Origin of the sequence: Thioalkalivibrio sp. ALE31 (genome assembly GCF_000377405.1) — a bacterium.
Lineage (GTDB): Bacteria > Pseudomonadota > Gammaproteobacteria > Ectothiorhodospirales > Ectothiorhodospiraceae > Thioalkalivibrio.
In genome coordinates this window covers 17661-33656 of the sequence record NZ_KB905027.1, presented here as the reverse complement: position 1 = coordinate 33656, position 15996 = coordinate 17661, and the positions used below count along the sequence as shown (strand labels likewise).

The window sequence follows — 15996 nt, the reverse complement described above, 5'->3', positions numbered from 1 at the left end:
ACAAAATCAGGATTGACGCGACATGAAGAACTACTGCGTAGTGCAGCATACCTATTCCGAGTTTCTCGGACTGATCGAGTCACAGCTGGAAAAACGCGATATCGGCTTTTCCTACTATCGGCCGTTCGTGGGGCAGGACCTGCCCGGTTCCGCGGCCCAGTTCGACGGGCTGTGGCTGCTGGGCGGCGCCTGGCCGACCGCGGATCACGAGGAGAACCCGCAGGTCCCGGACGAGCTGTCGCTGATCGACATTTTTCGCCGTTCGAAGCGCCCGGTGGTCGGGATCGGCATGGGCGGTTTGCTGGTGGCCGAGCAGGCCGGTGGCACCGCCCACGAGGACCCGATGTATCGCGCGCGCTTCGTGACCGCGCACAAGACCGCGGCGGGCGAGGGCGACGAACTCGCCGAGGCCCTGGATGGCCGGCGGGTGCTGCAACTGGTCAATGGCCGGGTCGACCTGCCGGACGGCGTGCAGCCGGTACTGGTGGACGGCGACGGCGACTGGCTGGCGATCCGGCCGGACGAACTGACCTATGGCATGCTGTTTCGACCCGAGATGAAGCCCGGGATGCTCGAGGACATCATCATGGAGGCGCGTCACAACCCGCCGCCGAACATGGGCGAACTCCTGGGCGAGGCGCGCATGGAATGGGGCGAGATGCAGAAGGTGACCGAGGACGTGATCGTGGCGCTGGTGAAGGCGCTGGGCCTGATGCAGGAACGCCGCAAGATGCCGGTGTTCAGCCTGAAGATCGAGGACGAGGGATGATCCCTCCACTGGGCATGGGCAGCGATGGCGGTCTGTCGGGAGGCGATCTCGGCTCGGTGCTGGGGGGTGCGCGCAAGAAGGGCCGCGAGGACCCGGCGCGGGCGATCGCCGAGATCGCGGCGCGGCTGTCGCCCGAGGACCAGGCCAGCCTGCTGAAGTTTGCCCGCTTTCTGGAGCAGGAATCGCCGGCCCCCGCACCGGAGCCGGTGCCCGAGCCGGAGCCCATTCCGCGGCCGGAGAGCGAGTCGGTGATCAAGGCCATGCGCCGCCTGTCCGCCACCTACCACATGCTGGATCGCTCCAAGCTGCTGAACGAGACCTCGGCCCTGATGGGCCAGCACGTGATGCAGGGGCGCCCGGCGGTGGAGGTGATCGACGAGCTGGAGGTCGTCTTCCGTACCCATTACGAGAAGGCGGTGGCCCAGGACCCGACCCGTTCCGCGGACGGGGATGACCCGGAGGCGGGAGGAGCGTCGCGATGATCGACATCCTGCGTCAGTGGTACCAGCGTCATTTCACCGATCCGCAGGTGGTGATCCTGGCGTTTCTGCTGCTCGCGGGATTCCTGGTCATCATCTTTGCCGGGCGTATCCTGGCGCCGCTGCTGGCCTCGCTGATCATTGCCTACCTGCTGGAGGGCGCGGTACGGAGGCTGGTCCTCTGGCACATCCCGCGTATCCTCGCGGTCACCTGCGTGCTGCTGGCCTTTCTGGCACTCACCGTTGCGGCGCTGTTCAGTGTGGTGCCGCTGATGTCGGCCCAGGTCACCCAGCTGGTGCGCGAGCTGCCGGGCATGATCTCGGAGGGCCAGAAGCTGCTGCTGCAGCTCCCCGAGCGCTACCCGCAGCTGATTACCGACGAACAGGTCCTCGAGCTGATGGGGGCGATCCGCGCCGAGGCGACCCTGCTGGGGCAGCGCGTGGTGTCCTTCTCGCTGTCCTCGGCGCGGCACATCGTGGACGTGGTGATCTACCTGATCGTGGTCCCGCTGATGGTGTTCTTCATGCTGAAGGACCGTGACCTGATCCTCGGCTGGGTGCGCGGGTTCATGCCCCGGGATACCCACCTGGCCAGCCAGGTGTGGCGCGAGGTGAACCTGAAGATCGCCAGCTACGTGCGCGGCAAGTTCATCGAGATCGTGATCGTCTGGGCGGTCACCTTCCTGACCTTCAACTGGTTCGGGCTGGAATACGCGGTGCTGCTGTCGTTCATGGTGGGCATCTCGGTGATCATCCCGTACATCGGGGCGGCGGTGGTGACCATCCCGGTGGCCGCGGTCGCCTATTTCCAGTTCGGCCTGAGTTCCGAGTTCGCCTGGGTGCTGATCGCCTACGGGGTGATCCAGTTCCTCGACGGCAACGTGCTGGTGCCGCTGCTGTTCTCCGAGGTGGTCAACCTGCACCCGGTGGCGATTATCGCCGCGGTGTTCGTGTTTGGCGGCATCTGGGGGCTCTGGGGGGTGTTCTTCGCCATCCCGCTGGCGACCCTGGTGCATGCGGTGATCAAGTCCTGGCCGCGAGCCCAGCACCCGCCGCCCGAAACCTCGACGGACGGCGAGGCCGGTTCGGCCGAAGCCGTCACCAAGTAGCCCGAAATCCCGGACCTCCGCCGCGCCCGCCCGCGGGCCCGGCGGCTGGTTGGTCCCCATTCGATAACAAGAAGAACGCATGACCGGAACCGAGATCCTGATGAATGTGACGCCCCAGGAGAGCCGTGTGGCCCTGGTGGAAAACGGCGTCCTGACCGAGCTGCACCTGGAACGCACCCGTCGCCGCGGGATCGTGGGCAACATCTACAAGGGCCGGGTGGTGCGCGTGCTGCCGGGCATGGACGCAGCCTTTGTCGACATCGGCCTGGAGCGCACCGCCTTCCTGCACGCCTCCGACGTGGCGCCGGTGGAGCGCGAGGAGCTCAATGGCAATGCGCTGTCGGGCGGGGATGCCCCGGCAACCGCCGCGGGCAACGGGACCGCCAATGGCGGCGCGGCGCCGGCGCGCGAGGGCATCCGCGAACTGCTGCGCGAGGGGCAGGACGTCCTGGTCCAGGCGGTCAAGGACCCGCTGGGGTCCAAGGGCGCGCGCCTGACCACCTACATCACGCTGCCGTCGCGCAACCTGGTGCTGATGCCGAACCAGTCGAATGTCGGGGTGAGCACGCGCATCGAGGACGAGGGCGTGCGCGCGCGGCTGCGCGAGTCCATCGAGCAGCTGCGTGACGAGCTGGCCCCGCAGCACGGCTTCATCGTGCGCACCGCCGCGGAGCTGGCCGACTACGAGGCCCTGTACAACGATACCGCCTTCCTGAAGAAGGTCTGGGATAGCCTGCAGGAGCAGGCCGCCAGCGCGCCGCCGGGGACCGAGGTCTACGCCGACCTGCCGCTGGTCGAGCGCATCCTGCGCGACATGGTGGGAGTGGATATCGAGCGCATCCGTATCGACTCGCGCGAGACCTATCAGAAGGTCTGCAGCTTCGTCGAACGCTACCTGCCGGAACTGATCGGGCACATCGAGCATTACCCCGGCGAGCGCCCGATCTTCGACCTGTTCAACGTCGAGGAGGAGATCCACCGCGCCCTGGAGCGCAAGGTGGAGCTGAAGTCCGGTGGCTACCTGATCTTCGACCAGACCGAGGCGATGACCACGGTCGACATCAACACCGGCGGCTTTGTCGGCCATCGCAAGCTCGAGGAGACGATCTTCAAGACCAACCTGGAGGCGGCCCAGGCCATCGGGCGCCAGCTGCGCCTGCGCAATCTCGGCGGGATCATCATCATCGATTTCATCGACATGCAGGACGACGAGCACAAGCGCCAGGTGATCCGAGCGCTGGAAAAGGCGCTGGAACGGGATCACGTGAAGACGCAGATCTGCGACGTCTCGCCGCTGGGGCTGGTGGAGATGACCCGCAAGCGTACCCGCGAGAGCCTGGAGCACCAGATGTGCGAGCCCTGCCAGGTCTGTGGCGGGCGCGGCTACCTCAAATCGGCGGAGACCGTCTGCTACGAGTTGTTCCGCGAGATCCTGCGCGAGGTGCGCCAGTACGACGCGCGCGAGCTGCGGGTCCTGGCGTCGCAGAACGTGATCGACCTGCTGCTGGACGAGGAATCCGCCGCGCTGGCGGAGCTGCAGAGCTTTGTCGGCATCCCCATCCGCTTCCAGGTGGAGACGCTCTACACCCAGGAACAGTTCGACGTGGTCTTCGTCTGAGCTATACCTAGTCTAGATGCTCGCCCGGTGCGGGCGATTGTCGCCAGCGGGGAGGGAGAGACACCAAGGTGAAGCACGCGTGCGGACCCAGCATGGATCGGGGTCCCGGTCGGCCGGGCAGGCCGCGCTGTGATTGGACGGGTGAGAAATGAGCATCCGTTCACAAAGTGTACGGGTGGCCCTGGGGATCCTGCTGGCCCTGGTGCTGACACTGGTGATCGCCATCCTGGCATTGCGCCTGGCGTTGCCGCACTGGGACGGCCTGCACGCCTGGGTGGAGGCGACCGCCAGCGAGCAGCTTGAGCGCGAGGTCTCCGCCGCGGGCATCGAACTGGGCTGGGCCGGCTGGTCCCCGGCGCTGGTGGCGCGGGAGGTCCGGGTGGCGATGCCCGAGGGCGAGCCGGTTGCCATCGAGCGCCTCGGGATATCGCTGAGTGCCGGGGCCAGCCTGCGCAGCCGGCATCCGGCGCTGGCGGTGCGGGTCGAGGGGGTGGACCTGCGCCTGGTGCGCCATGCCGATGGCCGGTTTTCTCTCCACGGGCGCGAGATCGGCATGGGCGAGGGGCGGCTGCTCACCATCCCGGTGGCGCAGTGGCCCGATGTCGAGGCGGAGGCGATCCGGCTGATCTGGGAGGACCGCGGCGCGGGCCTGGAGTCCGCCGCGCGGCTGGACCGGGCGGCCCTGCGCACGGCGCACGACGGCTCGCTGCGGCTGTTTCTCGACGGGGCCCTGGACGCGCCGGACGCGGGTGGGCATTTCGTGCTCGGGTTGCAGGCGCCGGCGGCCGATCTGCGCGATGCGCGTTTCTTCCTCGAAGCGGATGCGGTGGACCTGACCGCCTGGCAGCCGTGGCTGGCCTACCTGGGCTGGCCCGCGCCCGAGGGCACCGCGACGCTGCGCCTGTGGGGTGCGCTCGACGATGGCCGCATGGCCTGGCTGCGCGGGGATCACGAGACGACTCTTAGCCTGGCCGGGGAACCGGACGGTCCGGCCATCGGCCATCGATTCGACTGGCGGGTCCGGGACGGTCGGCACCGGTCGTCCTGGAGCGGGACGCGGCCGGGTTCCGGGGACCTGCGCCTGGCCTACCGCCTGGAGGGCGAGCCCCGCGCGCTGGTGGTGGATGCGGTGGAGCTGGCGGCCCGCGATGTCGACGTCGAGCCCTACGCGCCCCTGCTCACCCTGCTGCGCCAGGCGGCGCCCGAGCTGGCCGAGCGTATCGCCGACCTCCATCCGCGCGGAACACTGGACCTGGCCCGGTTCGAGGCGCGCCGCGAGTCGGACCGGCTGCAGCCGGTCTGGGCCGAGGCCGATGTGCGGGATCTCGGCTGGCGGGCCGCCGGGCATGGGCTCGGGGTGCAGGGGGCGGCGGGCTACCTGCAGTGGCGTCGCGGCGGCGTGGAACTGCTGCTGGACAGCCGCGACCTGGAGATCGATCTGCCGCGGGTACTGGCCGAGCCGGTGGTGCTGGACACCGCCCGTGGCCGCCTGCGCGCCGAGCGTGACGACTCCGGGCACTGGCATCTGGCGGGCGAGGGCCTGAATGCCGCGAATGCCGACGCCGCGGTACGCGGGCGCATGCGGATGCGGCTGGACGGGCACGCGGCCGGCCCGCGGGTCGATATCGCCATGGACATCCTGCGTGCCAACGGCGACCGTACCGCGCGCTACCTGCCGCTGTATCACCTGCCGGAGAACACTTATCAGTGGCTGGTGGACAGCATCGTGACCGGGGTCTCCACGGGGGGCGGCATGGCCTACCGGGGACGCGGAGAGGACTTCCCGTTTGCCGACGGCGAGGGGGTGTTCGACCTGTGGGCGGATGTCGAGGCGGGCATCCTCGACTACCAGGAGGGCTGGCCCAGGGCCGAGGACGTCGGCGGGCGGCTGCTGTTCCACAACGCGGGCTTCCGCGCCGAGGACGCGCGGGGTCGCATCCTCGACACCGAGGTGCATGCCACCCGGATCGGGATCGAGGATATGGAGAACGCGGTCCTCGAACTGGAGGGCACGGCCGAGGGTGATGCCGCTGATCTGCTGACTTATCTGCGTCAGGCCGACCTGCTGGAGGAGGCGGCGGAACTGCGCGATCAGGCGCGCCTGACGGGCCCGACCCGGCTGGGGCTCTCCCTGACCCTGCCGTTGCAGGAGGGGCGCATGGACCAGACGCGGGTCGCCGGCACGCTGGATCTCCAGGGCACGCGCGCCGAGGTCCCGGGCTGGCCCGCGGTGCTGGAGGCCGTCGAGGGCCAGGTCCGGTTCGATACCGCCGATCGCATCGCGGCGGAGGATGTGACCGCGCGTGTCCATGACGAGACCGTCACCCTGGGGGCGGACTGGCCCCTGGATGGCGAGACCGCACGGCTCACGGCGCGCGGGAGACAACCCCTGGGGCCCTGGCTGGAGGATTTTCCGGAGCTTGCCCCCTACCTGGAGGGTGCGGCGCAGTGGGAGGCGCAACTGCGCCTTGGCCAGGCGGTGGATGGCGTGCGTCTGGGCCTGAGCTCGGATCTGGTGGGTGTGGCGATCGACTGGCCGGAGCCGATCGGCAAGCCGGCGGAGGAGGCCCGCGCGCTGGAACTGACGCTGCCCTTGGGGCATGACGGCGCGGGCATTGGCCACCTGACACTGGGCTCTGTCCTGCGGGCCCACCTGCGTCTCTCCCCGACTGCTGCCCCCGAGGATCCGGCCGTGCGCGGCGCCGAGCCCCGCACGGCGGCGCGCGGGGTTGCCCTGCAGGCCCTGGCGCTGGAGATCGGCGCTCCCCGGGCCAGCGCCCTGGCCCTGCCGGGGGCGGGTGTGTCGGTGCGTGCCCGCCTGCCACGGCTGGAGGTGGACCCGTGGCTCGAGGCCTTGGGCGAGGCCCCCTGGGGCGGTGCGGTGGATCTGGGCGCGGCCGGCGACGATGCCGAGGAGGCGGAGCAGGCCGTGGCGCTGACGCGCCTGGAACTGGATATCCGCGACCGTATCCGCTGGAGCGGGCGGGACCTGCGCGGGCTGCGCTTTCTGGGCCGGCGCGGGGACGCGGGTTGGGATCTGGAGGTGGCGTCCGACTGGCTGGCCGGCGAGGCCCGCTGGCGCCCGATGGCCGCTGGCGGGCGTGATCGCTGGGAGGCGCATCTGCGTCACCTGATTCTGGACGATCTCGAGTGGACCGGCGCTGGCGAAGAGGCCGAAGCGGAGGTGCAGCCCGTCACGGCCGGGAGTTTCGAGGATCCGCGGGCCTGGCCGGCGGTGGACCTGACGCTCGACAGCCTGGCGCTGGGCGATTACCGTTTCGCGGATATCGAACTGGGCCTGGAGCCGCAGTCCAGCGGTCTGGTGATCCGGGACCTGGAGGTCCGTGCCCCGGAAGGCGATCTCCACGCCGACGCCGTCGGCATCTGGCGGGTGTCCGGGGAGGGTCTGCCGGAGACACGCCTGGATGCGACCCTGTCCGGTGACGACTGGGGCGCGGCCCTGCGGTCGGCGGGGCTGTCGCGGGCCCTGGTCGGGGGCGCCGGCGACGGGTCGCTGTCGCTCGTCTGGCCGGGGCCGCTGTACGCCCCGAGCCTGGCGCAGCTGACAGGGTCCGTGGAGCTGTCGCTGTCCGACGGGCGCCTGGCGGATGTCGAGCCGGGGGCGGGTCGCCTGCTGGGGCTGGTCAGCCTGGACGTACTGCCGCGGCGGTTGCGGCTGGATTTCCGCGACGTGTTCACCGAGGGTTTGACCTTCAGCGAGCTGACCGCGGACGCCGTGCTGCGCGACGGGGACCTGCATGTGCCCGACCTGCGCCTGGAGGGACCCTCGGCCAAGGTGCGTCTGAGCGGCCGCACCGGGCTGGTGGCACGTGACTATGATCACGAGATCGTGGTCGTGCCGAGCCTGCGCACCGCGCTCCCGATCGTCGGGGCCCTGGTGGGCGGCCCCGTGACCGGGGTTGTGGTGCTTCTTGCGGAACGCGTGCTGGGGATCGGGGATCAGATAGAAGAGGCGGCCCGCGTCGAGTACGCGGTGACGGGCCCCTGGGACGACCCGCAGGTACGCGTGCTGGTGGAGCCGGCAGCGGAGACCGACGGGGCCGACAACGACTGATACCGGCGCGGGCAGTGGCGCCCCGACCGGTCTCGCAACGGACAAGCGGAGCAACATGACTCAGGTAGCGGCCATCCAGATGGCCTCCGGACCCCAGCCCCAGGCGAACCTCCTGGAGGCCAAGCGACTGCTGCAGGAGGCGGCCGACAAGGGCGCGCGCCTGGCGGTGTTGCCGGAGAACTTCGCCTTCATGGGCATGCAGGAGACCGATGTCCTCGGCATCGCCGAGGTCGCCGACGGGGCCGGTCCGCTGCAGGCCTTTCTCGCCGAGCAGGCCCGGCGCCTCGGGCTGTGGATTGTCGGCGGGACCATCCCGCTGCAGACCGCGGGTGGCGACCGGGTGCGGTCCGCCTGCCTGGTGTTCGACGATCAGGGGCAGCAGGTGGCGCGCTACGACAAGATCCACCTGTTCGACGTGCGCCTGCCGGACAGCAGCGAGGCCTATACCGAATCGAAGGTCTTCGAGCGCGGCGACCAGGTGGTGGTCGTGGATACGCCGGCCGGCCGCATGGGCCTGGCGATCTGCTACGACCTGCGCTTCCCCGAGCTGTTCCGGGCCCTGCTGGATCAGGGGGCGGAATGGGTCGCCCTGCCGGCGGCCTTCACGGCGCAGACGGGGCAGGCGCACTGGGACGTGCTGCTGCGGGCGCGCGCCATCGAGAACCAGTGCTACATGCTGTCGGCGGCTCAGGGCGGGTTCCATGTGAACGGCCGCGAAACCTATGGCCACAGCGCCCTGGTGGATCCGTGGGGCCGGATCGTCGGCCAGCTCCAGCGCAACCCGGGCGTGCTGCTGGCCGATCTGGACCGGGCCCAGGCCGCACGCATCCGCAACAGCTTCCCGGCCGTGGAGCATCGCCGCCTGCCGTGCCCCGGGACCACCTGATCCGGCGACATAAACCCGCAACGCCGGCGCGCTTGAAAGCGCGGGCGGTGCCCCAAGCTCCATACTGAACCGACAAGTGCTGCCCCGCCTGCGAGTGCGGCGGGGCAGCCGATCTCCGAACCCGAGAGGACTGCATGATCGACCGTCTTGCGCAACAGACCCTGCTCGACCCCGCCGGTCTCGGCGACAGCGAGCTGAGCACCCTTCTGGGTACCACCTTCGGTCACGACATCGACGGGGGCGACTGCTACTTCCAGTTCGCCAGCCAGGAGGGGTGGTCGCTGGAGGATGGCATCGTGAAGTCCGCCAGCTTCAATATCGAGCGCGGGGTCGGCATCCGCGTGGTGCGTGGCGAGCAGACCGGGTTCGCCTATTCCGACGATATCGCGATGCCGGCCATGCTGGAGGCCGCGAAGACCGCGCGCAGCATCGCGAGCGCCGGTCAGAGCGGGCGCATCGCCGTGGCCTCGCGGTCGCCGTCGCGCCCGGCGCTGTACGCCCCCGACAACCCGCTGGATTCGCTGGACGAACAGACCAAGATCGACCTCCTGAAGGAGGTGGATGCCGTGGCCCGCGCCGAGGATTCGCGCGTCACCCAGGTGATGTGTTCCCTGGCCGGGGTGCACGAGGTCGTGCTGGTTCTCAATGCCCGCGGCGAGCTGACGACCGACGTGCGCCCGCTGGTGCGCCTGAACGTGCAGGTCATCGTCGAACAGGGAGGGCGTCGCGAATCCGGGACCTCGGGCGGCGGCGGACGCTTCGGCTACCAGTACTTCCGCGAGTCGGACCGGGCCGCCGGCTATGCCCGCGAGGCCGTGCGCCAGGCGCTGGTCAACCTGGAGGCGCGCGAGGCCCCGGCCGGGACCATGAAGGTGGTGCTCGGCCCCGGCTGGCCGGGCGTGCTGCTGCACGAGGCGATCGGCCACGGGCTGGAGGGCGACTTCAACCGCAAGGGCACCTCGGCGTTCTCCGGGCGCGTCGGCGAGCAGGTCGCGGCGAAGGGCATCACCATCGTCGATGACGGCACCCTGGAGGGGCGGCGCGGCTCGCTGAACGTCGACGACGAGGGCAACCCCACCCAGCAGACCGTGCTCATCGAAGACGGCGTACTGCGCGGCTACATGCAGGACGAGATGAACGCCCGCCTGATGGGCACGCGCTCCACCGGCAACGGCCGCCGCGAGTCCTATGCCCGGCTGCCGATGCCGCGCATGACCAATACCTACATGCTCGGCGGCGACGCCGACCCGGAGGAGATCCTGGCCTCGGTGGACGACGGCCTGTACGCAGTCAATTTCGGCGGCGGCCAGGTGGACATCACCTCCGGCAAGTTCGTGTTCTCCGCCTCCGAGGCCTATCGGGTGGAGAAGGGCAAGGTGACGTACCCGGTCAAGGGTGCGACCCTGATCGGGAATGGCCCGGATGTGCTGACGCGGGTATCGATGATCGGCAACGACATGAAGCTCGATTCCGGTATCGGGACCTGCGGCAAGGAGGGCCAGGGCGTGCCGGTTGGCGTGGGTCAGCCCACGCTGCGGATCGATGGCATGACCGTGGGCGGTACCCAGGCGGCGTGAGCGCTGCGGGACCGGAGAATCGGCGTCGAAACGGCGACAAGGACAAGGAGGCAACAGATGAATCTCGATTTCCTCGAACAGGAACGTTCCCTGCCGGAAGGGCATGGCCACGACCAGATCGTGCAGTGGCATGTGTTCCGCGCGCGCGACAAGGCCGAGCAGTTTGCCCACCACGTCGAGCTGGGCGAGGGCCAGGACCTGGTCGGCGGCTGGACCCGGGACAGCGTCGGCATGCTGTACTGGGTCGGCGTGCATGTCGACGACCTTGAGCGCTGGGGCAACGCCGGCGCGGTCCACAAGCACGGCGCCCGGGTCGACTAGATCGCCCGGCACCGCATGCGGTTCCGGGCTGAATGGCCCGGGGCCGCTTCCCTGTTTCTGTATCCCTGACGGATATCCCCGACTCGTCCCTTTATAGCGGAACCCTGCATGAGTACATCTCCCGAACGCGTGAGCCCGGAATCCCTGTCCCAGGACGGCGAGGTCCAGGCCCTGTCCCATTCGCCGGAATCCCTCCAGGCACGGGTCCAGCGCACGCTGGAGGCGGCGCGCGAGCGCGGGGCCTCGGACGCCCAGGCGGTGGTCAGCCACAGCGTCGGGCTGGAGCTGGGTGTGCGCAAGGGGGAGATCGAGAGCCTGGAGCACGAGCGCGACCAGAGCCTGTCGCTGATCGTCTACTTCGGCCAGTCCAAGGGGGCGGCCTCCACCACGGACTTCAGCGACCAGGCCCTGATCGACACCGTCGAGGCCGCCTGCCGCATCGCCCGCTACACCGAGCCGGATCCGTATGCCGGGATGCCGGACCCCGCGTTCAAGGCGAGCGACTGGGAGGACCTCGACCTTGACCACCCCTGGGGCTGCAGCGCCACCGAGGCGACCGAACTGGCCCGCGCGATCGAGGCCGCGGGCTTCGCGGCCGACGACCGGATCGAGAACTCCGAGGGCGCCAGCGTCAGTACGCGGCGCGCCATGGCCTTTCTCGGCGACAGCCAGGGCTTCATGGGGGGCTATCGCAGTACCCGGCACTCGCTGTCCTGCGCCCTGGTGGCGCGCGACGCGGCCGGCATGCAGCGCGACTATGCCTACACCGTGGCCCGCCACGCGGGCGACCTGACCGCCGCCGAGGCGATCGGGCGCGAGGCGGCCGAGCGCACCGTGCGCCGGCTGGGCGGGCGCAAGCTCTCCACCCGCACCTGCCCGGTGCTGTTCGCGCCGGAGATGGCGCGCACCCTGATCGGCAGCTTCACCCGCGCGATCTCCGGGCCGGCCCAGTACCGCGAAAGTTCGTTCCTGTTGAATGCCGTGGGCGAGACCGTGTTCCCCGCCTGGATGCAGATCGAGGAACGCCCGCTGACCCCGCGCGCGCTGGGCAGCGCACCCTTCGACGGCGAGGGGGTGCGCACCCGCAACCGGCCGCTGATCGCCGATGGCGTCCTGCAGAGCTATACCCTGGACAGTTACGCTGCGCGTCGGCTGGGGCTGGAGACTACCGGCAACGCCGGTGGCGCGCGCAATGTGACCGTGGCCCCGGGGGACAAGGACTTTGACGCCCTGCTGTCCGAGATGGGTACCGGCTTCCTGGTGACCGAGCTGATCGGGCAGGGCGTGAACATGGTGACCGGCGACTACTCCCGCGGGGCTGCCGGGTTCTGGGTCGAGAACGGCGAGCTGCAGTACCCGGTGGAGGAGATCACCATCGCCGGCAACCTGAAGGACATGTTCCGGCGCATGGCGGCCGTGGGCACCGATGTCGACCGCCGCGGCAACATCCACACCGGCTCCATCCTGATCGAGTCGATGACCGTCGCCGGCGACTGAGCCGCCCTCGCGGCGCGCGCCCGGCAGTGGGCGTGCGCGGCGCATTCCCCGGTACCCTCCACGCTGCTACGCTCGTCGTGTGGCTGCATGGCCGTGACCGCCCGACCCCGCGAGGCGGCGGCCTAGGGAGACGCTGATTGAATCGCACGTCCGCGTTGGTGCCCCCCAGTTTTTCGAAACAAAGCGCTCCGAGACAAGGCGCGTCGTGCAGCGGGTAGTGGTTCTACCCGCCCGTTTCTGATGGATTGGGGCGCAACGGAGGATCGGGGAACAGGGGGCACCAACCCGACAAGTGATTGAAAGAGCGGGCTCGGCCGCCCGTTGTTGATCGAAAACGGGCGCGCGCACGGCGTTGCGGATCCCTTGTGCAGAATGACTGCACGGCAGTCACCGCGCATTAAACGCACGCAAAAGTGACTCGAGCGCGGACGTGCGATTCAATCAGTGTCTCCCTAGCGCGGGCGAGGGACAGCCATGAACTTTTTCGAACAGCAGGACCAGGTGCAGCGCAGGACCCGCTGGTTGCTGGTTCTGTTCGCCCTGGCGGTGCTGGCGGTTGTCGGAGTGCTGGGCATTGCGGTCTGGCTCCTGGGCGGCAGCGGTGCGGCGATCGCCTGGACCATGGGGATCACGGCGGGGCTGATCGTGCTCGCGAGCCTGTACCGGGCCTGGCAGCTGCGGGCCGGGGGTGGCGGCCTGATCGCGCAGGAGATGGGCGGCGTGCGCATCGCGGGCAACCCCGCCGACCCCCAGTGGCAGCGGCTGCGCAACGTGGTCGAGGAGATGGCGATTGCCTCCGGGATGCCGGTGCCCGAGGTCTACGTGCTGGAACAGGACCTGGGCATCAACGCCTTCGCGGCCGGGTTTGCCCCGAATGACGCGGTGATCGCGGTCACCCGCGGCGCCCTGGACAGCCTGGAGCGGGCCGAGCTGAAGGGGGTGGTCGCGCACGAGTTCGGACATATCCTCAATGGCGACATGCGCCTCAACATGCGCCTGATCGGCATCCTCTACGGCATCGAGGTCCTGGCGCTGCTGGGCCAGGGCGGGCTGGCGCGCCGGCGCCGCCGCCACAAGGGGGATGTCGCGGATACCGGGGTCGGGGTGCTCAGTGTCACGCTGATCGTGGTCGGCTATGCGGGGTTGGCGCTGGCGCGCTGGATCCGCGCGGGCATCTCGCGCCAGCGCGAATACCTGGCGGATGCCCACGCGGTGCAGTTTACCCGCGAGCCGGACGGCCTGGCCGGTGCCCTGAAGAAGGTGGCGGCGCGCTATGCCGGTCTCAACGGCAATACCGAGGAGATCACCCATATGCTGTTTGCCAGCGACGCGATCGGGCAGCTCTTCGAGACCCATCCGCCGCTGCTGGAGCGTGTACGCATCCTGCAGCCGCAATTCGATCCGGAGGAGCTCAAGGGCCTGCGCGAGCGGCTCAATGCCCGCGTGCGCGAACGGGCGCGCGAGCGCGCGGTGGACGGCATGCAGCGCGAGCGCGAGGGGCGTCTGCCCGGGGCGGAGGCCGTGGAGGACGCCCTGGGCGGCCATCCGGCCCTGACCCACATCCTGGGGGCGGGGATGCTGCTGGCCGCCATCCCGGGGCCGCTGGCCTGGGCCGCGCGCTCGGAGGCGCGGGCGATCGAGGTGGTGCTGTATCTGATCCTGAACCCGGACCCGGAGGTACGCGAACGGCAGCTGGCGCTGATTGGCGAGGCGCTGGGTGGTGACCTCCAGGAGGCCGTGCGCCGCCTGCAGACAGCGGAACCCGAGCTGCGGGACGATCTGCGCCTGCCCTTGCTGGAGCTCGGATTCCCGGCCCTGCGGCGCCTGGACGCGGACGACAGGGCACGCCTGCGGTCCTTGGTCGATCGCCTGATCCATGCCGACGGGCGAGTGGCGGTCTTCGAATACGCGCTGGGGCGTCTTCTTGACCGGCAGCTCGGGGACATTCAGGACCCGGCCGCCGCGTCCCGGCCGCGCCACGCTGCCCTGGAGGACCACCAGGAGGGCGCGCATTTCCTGCTGGCGGTGCTTGCCCATCACGGTCACGCGGCCGATCCGGCCGCGGCGCGCGCGGCGCTGACGGCCGGCGTGGGTGTCCTGACCGGCGCCCTGCCGCTGACAGTCGAGCTCCCGGAGGCCCTGACCGGTCCCTCCGGGACCCGCGCCTGGGCCAGTGTGCTGGACCGTGTGCTGGAGCAACTGGATGGCCTGCGCATGCGCGACAAGGACCAGCTGATCCAGGCCATGGTCACCACCGCGAGCCATGGCGGGCAGGTGGTGACCGCCGAGGTCGAACTGATGCGGGTGATGGCGGCCGCGCTGCATGTCCCGTTGCCGCTGGCCGTGGACGACTGGGCTGGATCCCAGCCGACCGGCGAGGGCGGCGTCTGAACGCGATGCGGGCAGAATCGCGGGTTTTGCGCTCGGTTGCCGCGGGGACGGTCTGGCCCGTGTGCGAACCGAAAAATAAATTCGATGGCAAGTCACGGATCCCAAAGGGGTTTCTGGCTGGCGCTCGAGAAAACCCGAAAAAACACTATCAATGCACCGCGGTTTGGGCGGACAATGGCCGCGAGGTAACGGTAACAGGCTCCATGCAGCACCAGGCGACACCCCGCAAGGGGCGTTCAGATTCGCAGTTCCGGTCCCGGTTGGGGCCGCAGAGAATCACGATCAATCTTCACCGTCGTTCGGTTGCCCTCCAGTCTCTCCCCCCTCGAAATCCCAATCCAGTACGTACAAAACAGAGGTAACCGAAATGGCTACAGGTACAGTGAAGTGGTTCTCCGACGAAAAAGGCTTTGGCTTTATTACCCCGACTGATGGCTCCAAGGACGTGTTCGTCCATCACAGCGCCATCCAGGGTAGTGGCTTCAAGTCCCTGGCCGAAGGCCAGAGCGTCTCGTTCGACGTCGAGCAGGGCCAGAAGGGTCCGGCTGCCGCGAACGTCGAAGCGCAGTAAGACAACCCCGGCGCGCAAGCGCCAGGTTGTTGAAGAGCCCCGCCTTGTGCGGGGCTTTTTCGTGTGGGGCCGGGTGCGCGGGGGAGGGCTGATGCGGGCCGTGCCTGCACGGATCTGCCCCGAAACGGCCGCATTTTCGCGTGGTTCGGGACGCGGACCGTGCTACCGTTCGCGCATGAATGCTGTATTTCACCAGGCCCTTTTCCGGCCCCGCCGCGGATCGCTCGTCCGGGTGGGGCTGGTGGTCCTGTGCCTGCTGTTATTCGCGCAGCAGGCGGCGGCCCAGGGGCCCTACCGCGCGCCGGAGATGATCCCGGGGAGTCAGACCATCGAGGCCGCCGAGGCCTGGGGGCTGTTCCGCGCGGGGGTGCCGTTTGTCGACACCCGGTTGCGTGCGGACTACGAGGCGGGGCGGGTGCCCGAGGCGCGCAATCTGACCATCATGCGCGACCGGGACGACGAGCGGAATCGCTTCACCCGCGAGAACCTGCTGGAGTTCATCGGCGATGTCGACGCACCGCTGGTGATGTACTGCAACGAGCGGGACTGCTGGCGTACCGAGGCGGCCACCCGCCGCGCCCTGGAATGGGGCTTTACGAACCTCTACTACTTCCCCGGCGGCTTCCCGGAGTGGATCCGTTCGGGCTATCCGTTTGAATAATCGCGTGGTGTCTGCAGGCGCACCCACCGGGCGGCGAATCCG

General features: G+C 69.3%; 12 protein-coding genes. All 12 read left to right on the top strand.

The genetic code is table 11. The features are described 5' to 3' along the window. Positions 1-22 precede the first annotated feature (22 nt). Positions 23-769, top strand: coding sequence for a type 1 glutamine amidotransferase (locus tag D103_RS0111755; protein WP_018876928.1), 747 nt, complete (start codon positions 23-25; stop codon positions 767-769). Further along, entirely contained in the window at positions 766-1251 is a 486-nt protein-coding gene (locus D103_RS0111750; protein ID WP_019583982.1) for a hypothetical protein, read from the top strand. The genes D103_RS0111755 and D103_RS0111750 overlap by 4 nt, the downstream gene beginning before the upstream one ends. Then, positions 1248-2357 carry an AI-2E family transporter gene (locus D103_RS0111745; RefSeq protein WP_018867479.1) on the top strand — a complete coding sequence of 370 codons (1110 nt, stop codon included), beginning with the start codon at positions 1248-1250 and terminating at the stop codon, positions 2355-2357. Before D103_RS0111750 ends, D103_RS0111745 begins: the two co-directional genes overlap by 4 nt. A 79-nt stretch (positions 2358-2436) precedes the next feature. Further along, complete coding sequence (gene rng / locus D103_RS0111740) at positions 2437-3975, top strand: ribonuclease G (protein WP_018867478.1); 1539 nt, start codon at positions 2437-2439, stop codon at positions 3973-3975. A 148-nt stretch (positions 3976-4123) separates the two neighbouring features. Further along, the gene (locus D103_RS0111735; protein WP_038028860.1) at positions 4124-8050 is read left to right on the top strand and encodes a YhdP family protein; all 3927 of its coding nucleotides are present in this window, start codon (positions 4124-4126) and stop codon (positions 8048-8050) included. Positions 8051-8105: 55 nt separating this feature from the next. Continuing rightward, on the top strand, positions 8106-8936 hold the full coding sequence (locus D103_RS0111730) for a carbon-nitrogen hydrolase family protein (RefSeq protein WP_018867476.1): 831 nt from the start codon (positions 8106-8108) through the stop codon (positions 8934-8936). A gap of 134 nt (positions 8937-9070) precedes the next feature. Then, entirely contained in the window at positions 9071-10513 is a 1443-nt protein-coding gene (tldD, locus tag D103_RS0111725) for a metalloprotease TldD (RefSeq protein ID WP_018876926.1), read from the top strand. A 57-nt stretch (positions 10514-10570) separates the two neighbouring features. Further along, complete coding sequence (locus D103_RS0111720) at positions 10571-10834, top strand: hypothetical protein (protein ID WP_018867474.1); 264 nt, start codon at positions 10571-10573, stop codon at positions 10832-10834. 108 nt (positions 10835-10942) lie between these two features. Next, positions 10943-12331, top strand: coding sequence for a metalloprotease PmbA (pmbA, locus tag D103_RS0111715; RefSeq protein ID WP_026280355.1), 1389 nt, complete (start codon positions 10943-10945; stop codon positions 12329-12331). 474 nt (positions 12332-12805) lie between these two features. Further along, positions 12806-14722 (top strand): M48 family metalloprotease, encoded by a 1917-nt coding sequence (locus D103_RS0111710; protein WP_018876924.1) that lies wholly within the window; start codon positions 12806-12808, stop codon positions 14720-14722. A 367-nt stretch (positions 14723-15089) separates the two neighbouring features. Next, complete coding sequence (locus D103_RS0111705; RefSeq protein ID WP_018140642.1) at positions 15090-15293, top strand: cold-shock protein; 204 nt, start codon at positions 15090-15092, stop codon at positions 15291-15293. 232 nt (positions 15294-15525) lie between these two features. Then, entirely contained in the window at positions 15526-15954 is a 429-nt protein-coding gene (locus tag D103_RS0111700) for a rhodanese-like domain-containing protein (RefSeq protein ID WP_018876923.1), read from the top strand. Positions 15955-15996: the final 42 nt, after the last annotated feature.

What these genes read in the sequence shown, in the direction of transcription:
- D103_RS0111755 (WP_018876928.1), top strand. Translation starts at nt 23, where the DNA reads ATGAAGAACTACTGCGTAGTGCAGCATACCTATTCCGAGTTTCTCGGA.
- D103_RS0111750 (WP_019583982.1), top strand. Translation starts at nt 766, where the DNA reads ATGATCCCTCCACTGGGCATGGGCAGCGATGGCGGTCTGTCGGGAGGC.
- D103_RS0111745 (WP_018867479.1), top strand. Translation starts at nt 1,248, where the DNA reads ATGATCGACATCCTGCGTCAGTGGTACCAGCGTCATTTCACCGATCCG.
- rng (WP_018867478.1), top strand. Translation starts at nt 2,437, where the DNA reads ATGACCGGAACCGAGATCCTGATGAATGTGACGCCCCAGGAGAGCCGT.
- D103_RS0111735 (WP_038028860.1), top strand. Translation starts at nt 4,124, where the DNA reads ATGAGCATCCGTTCACAAAGTGTACGGGTGGCCCTGGGGATCCTGCTG.
- D103_RS0111730 (WP_018867476.1), top strand. Translation starts at nt 8,106, where the DNA reads ATGACTCAGGTAGCGGCCATCCAGATGGCCTCCGGACCCCAGCCCCAG.
- tldD (WP_018876926.1), top strand. Translation starts at nt 9,071, where the DNA reads ATGATCGACCGTCTTGCGCAACAGACCCTGCTCGACCCCGCCGGTCTC.
- D103_RS0111720 (WP_018867474.1), top strand. Translation starts at nt 10,571, where the DNA reads ATGAATCTCGATTTCCTCGAACAGGAACGTTCCCTGCCGGAAGGGCAT.
- pmbA (WP_026280355.1), top strand. Translation starts at nt 10,943, where the DNA reads ATGAGTACATCTCCCGAACGCGTGAGCCCGGAATCCCTGTCCCAGGAC.
- D103_RS0111710 (WP_018876924.1), top strand. Translation starts at nt 12,806, where the DNA reads ATGAACTTTTTCGAACAGCAGGACCAGGTGCAGCGCAGGACCCGCTGG.
- D103_RS0111705 (WP_018140642.1), top strand. Translation starts at nt 15,090, where the DNA reads ATGGCTACAGGTACAGTGAAGTGGTTCTCCGACGAAAAAGGCTTTGGC.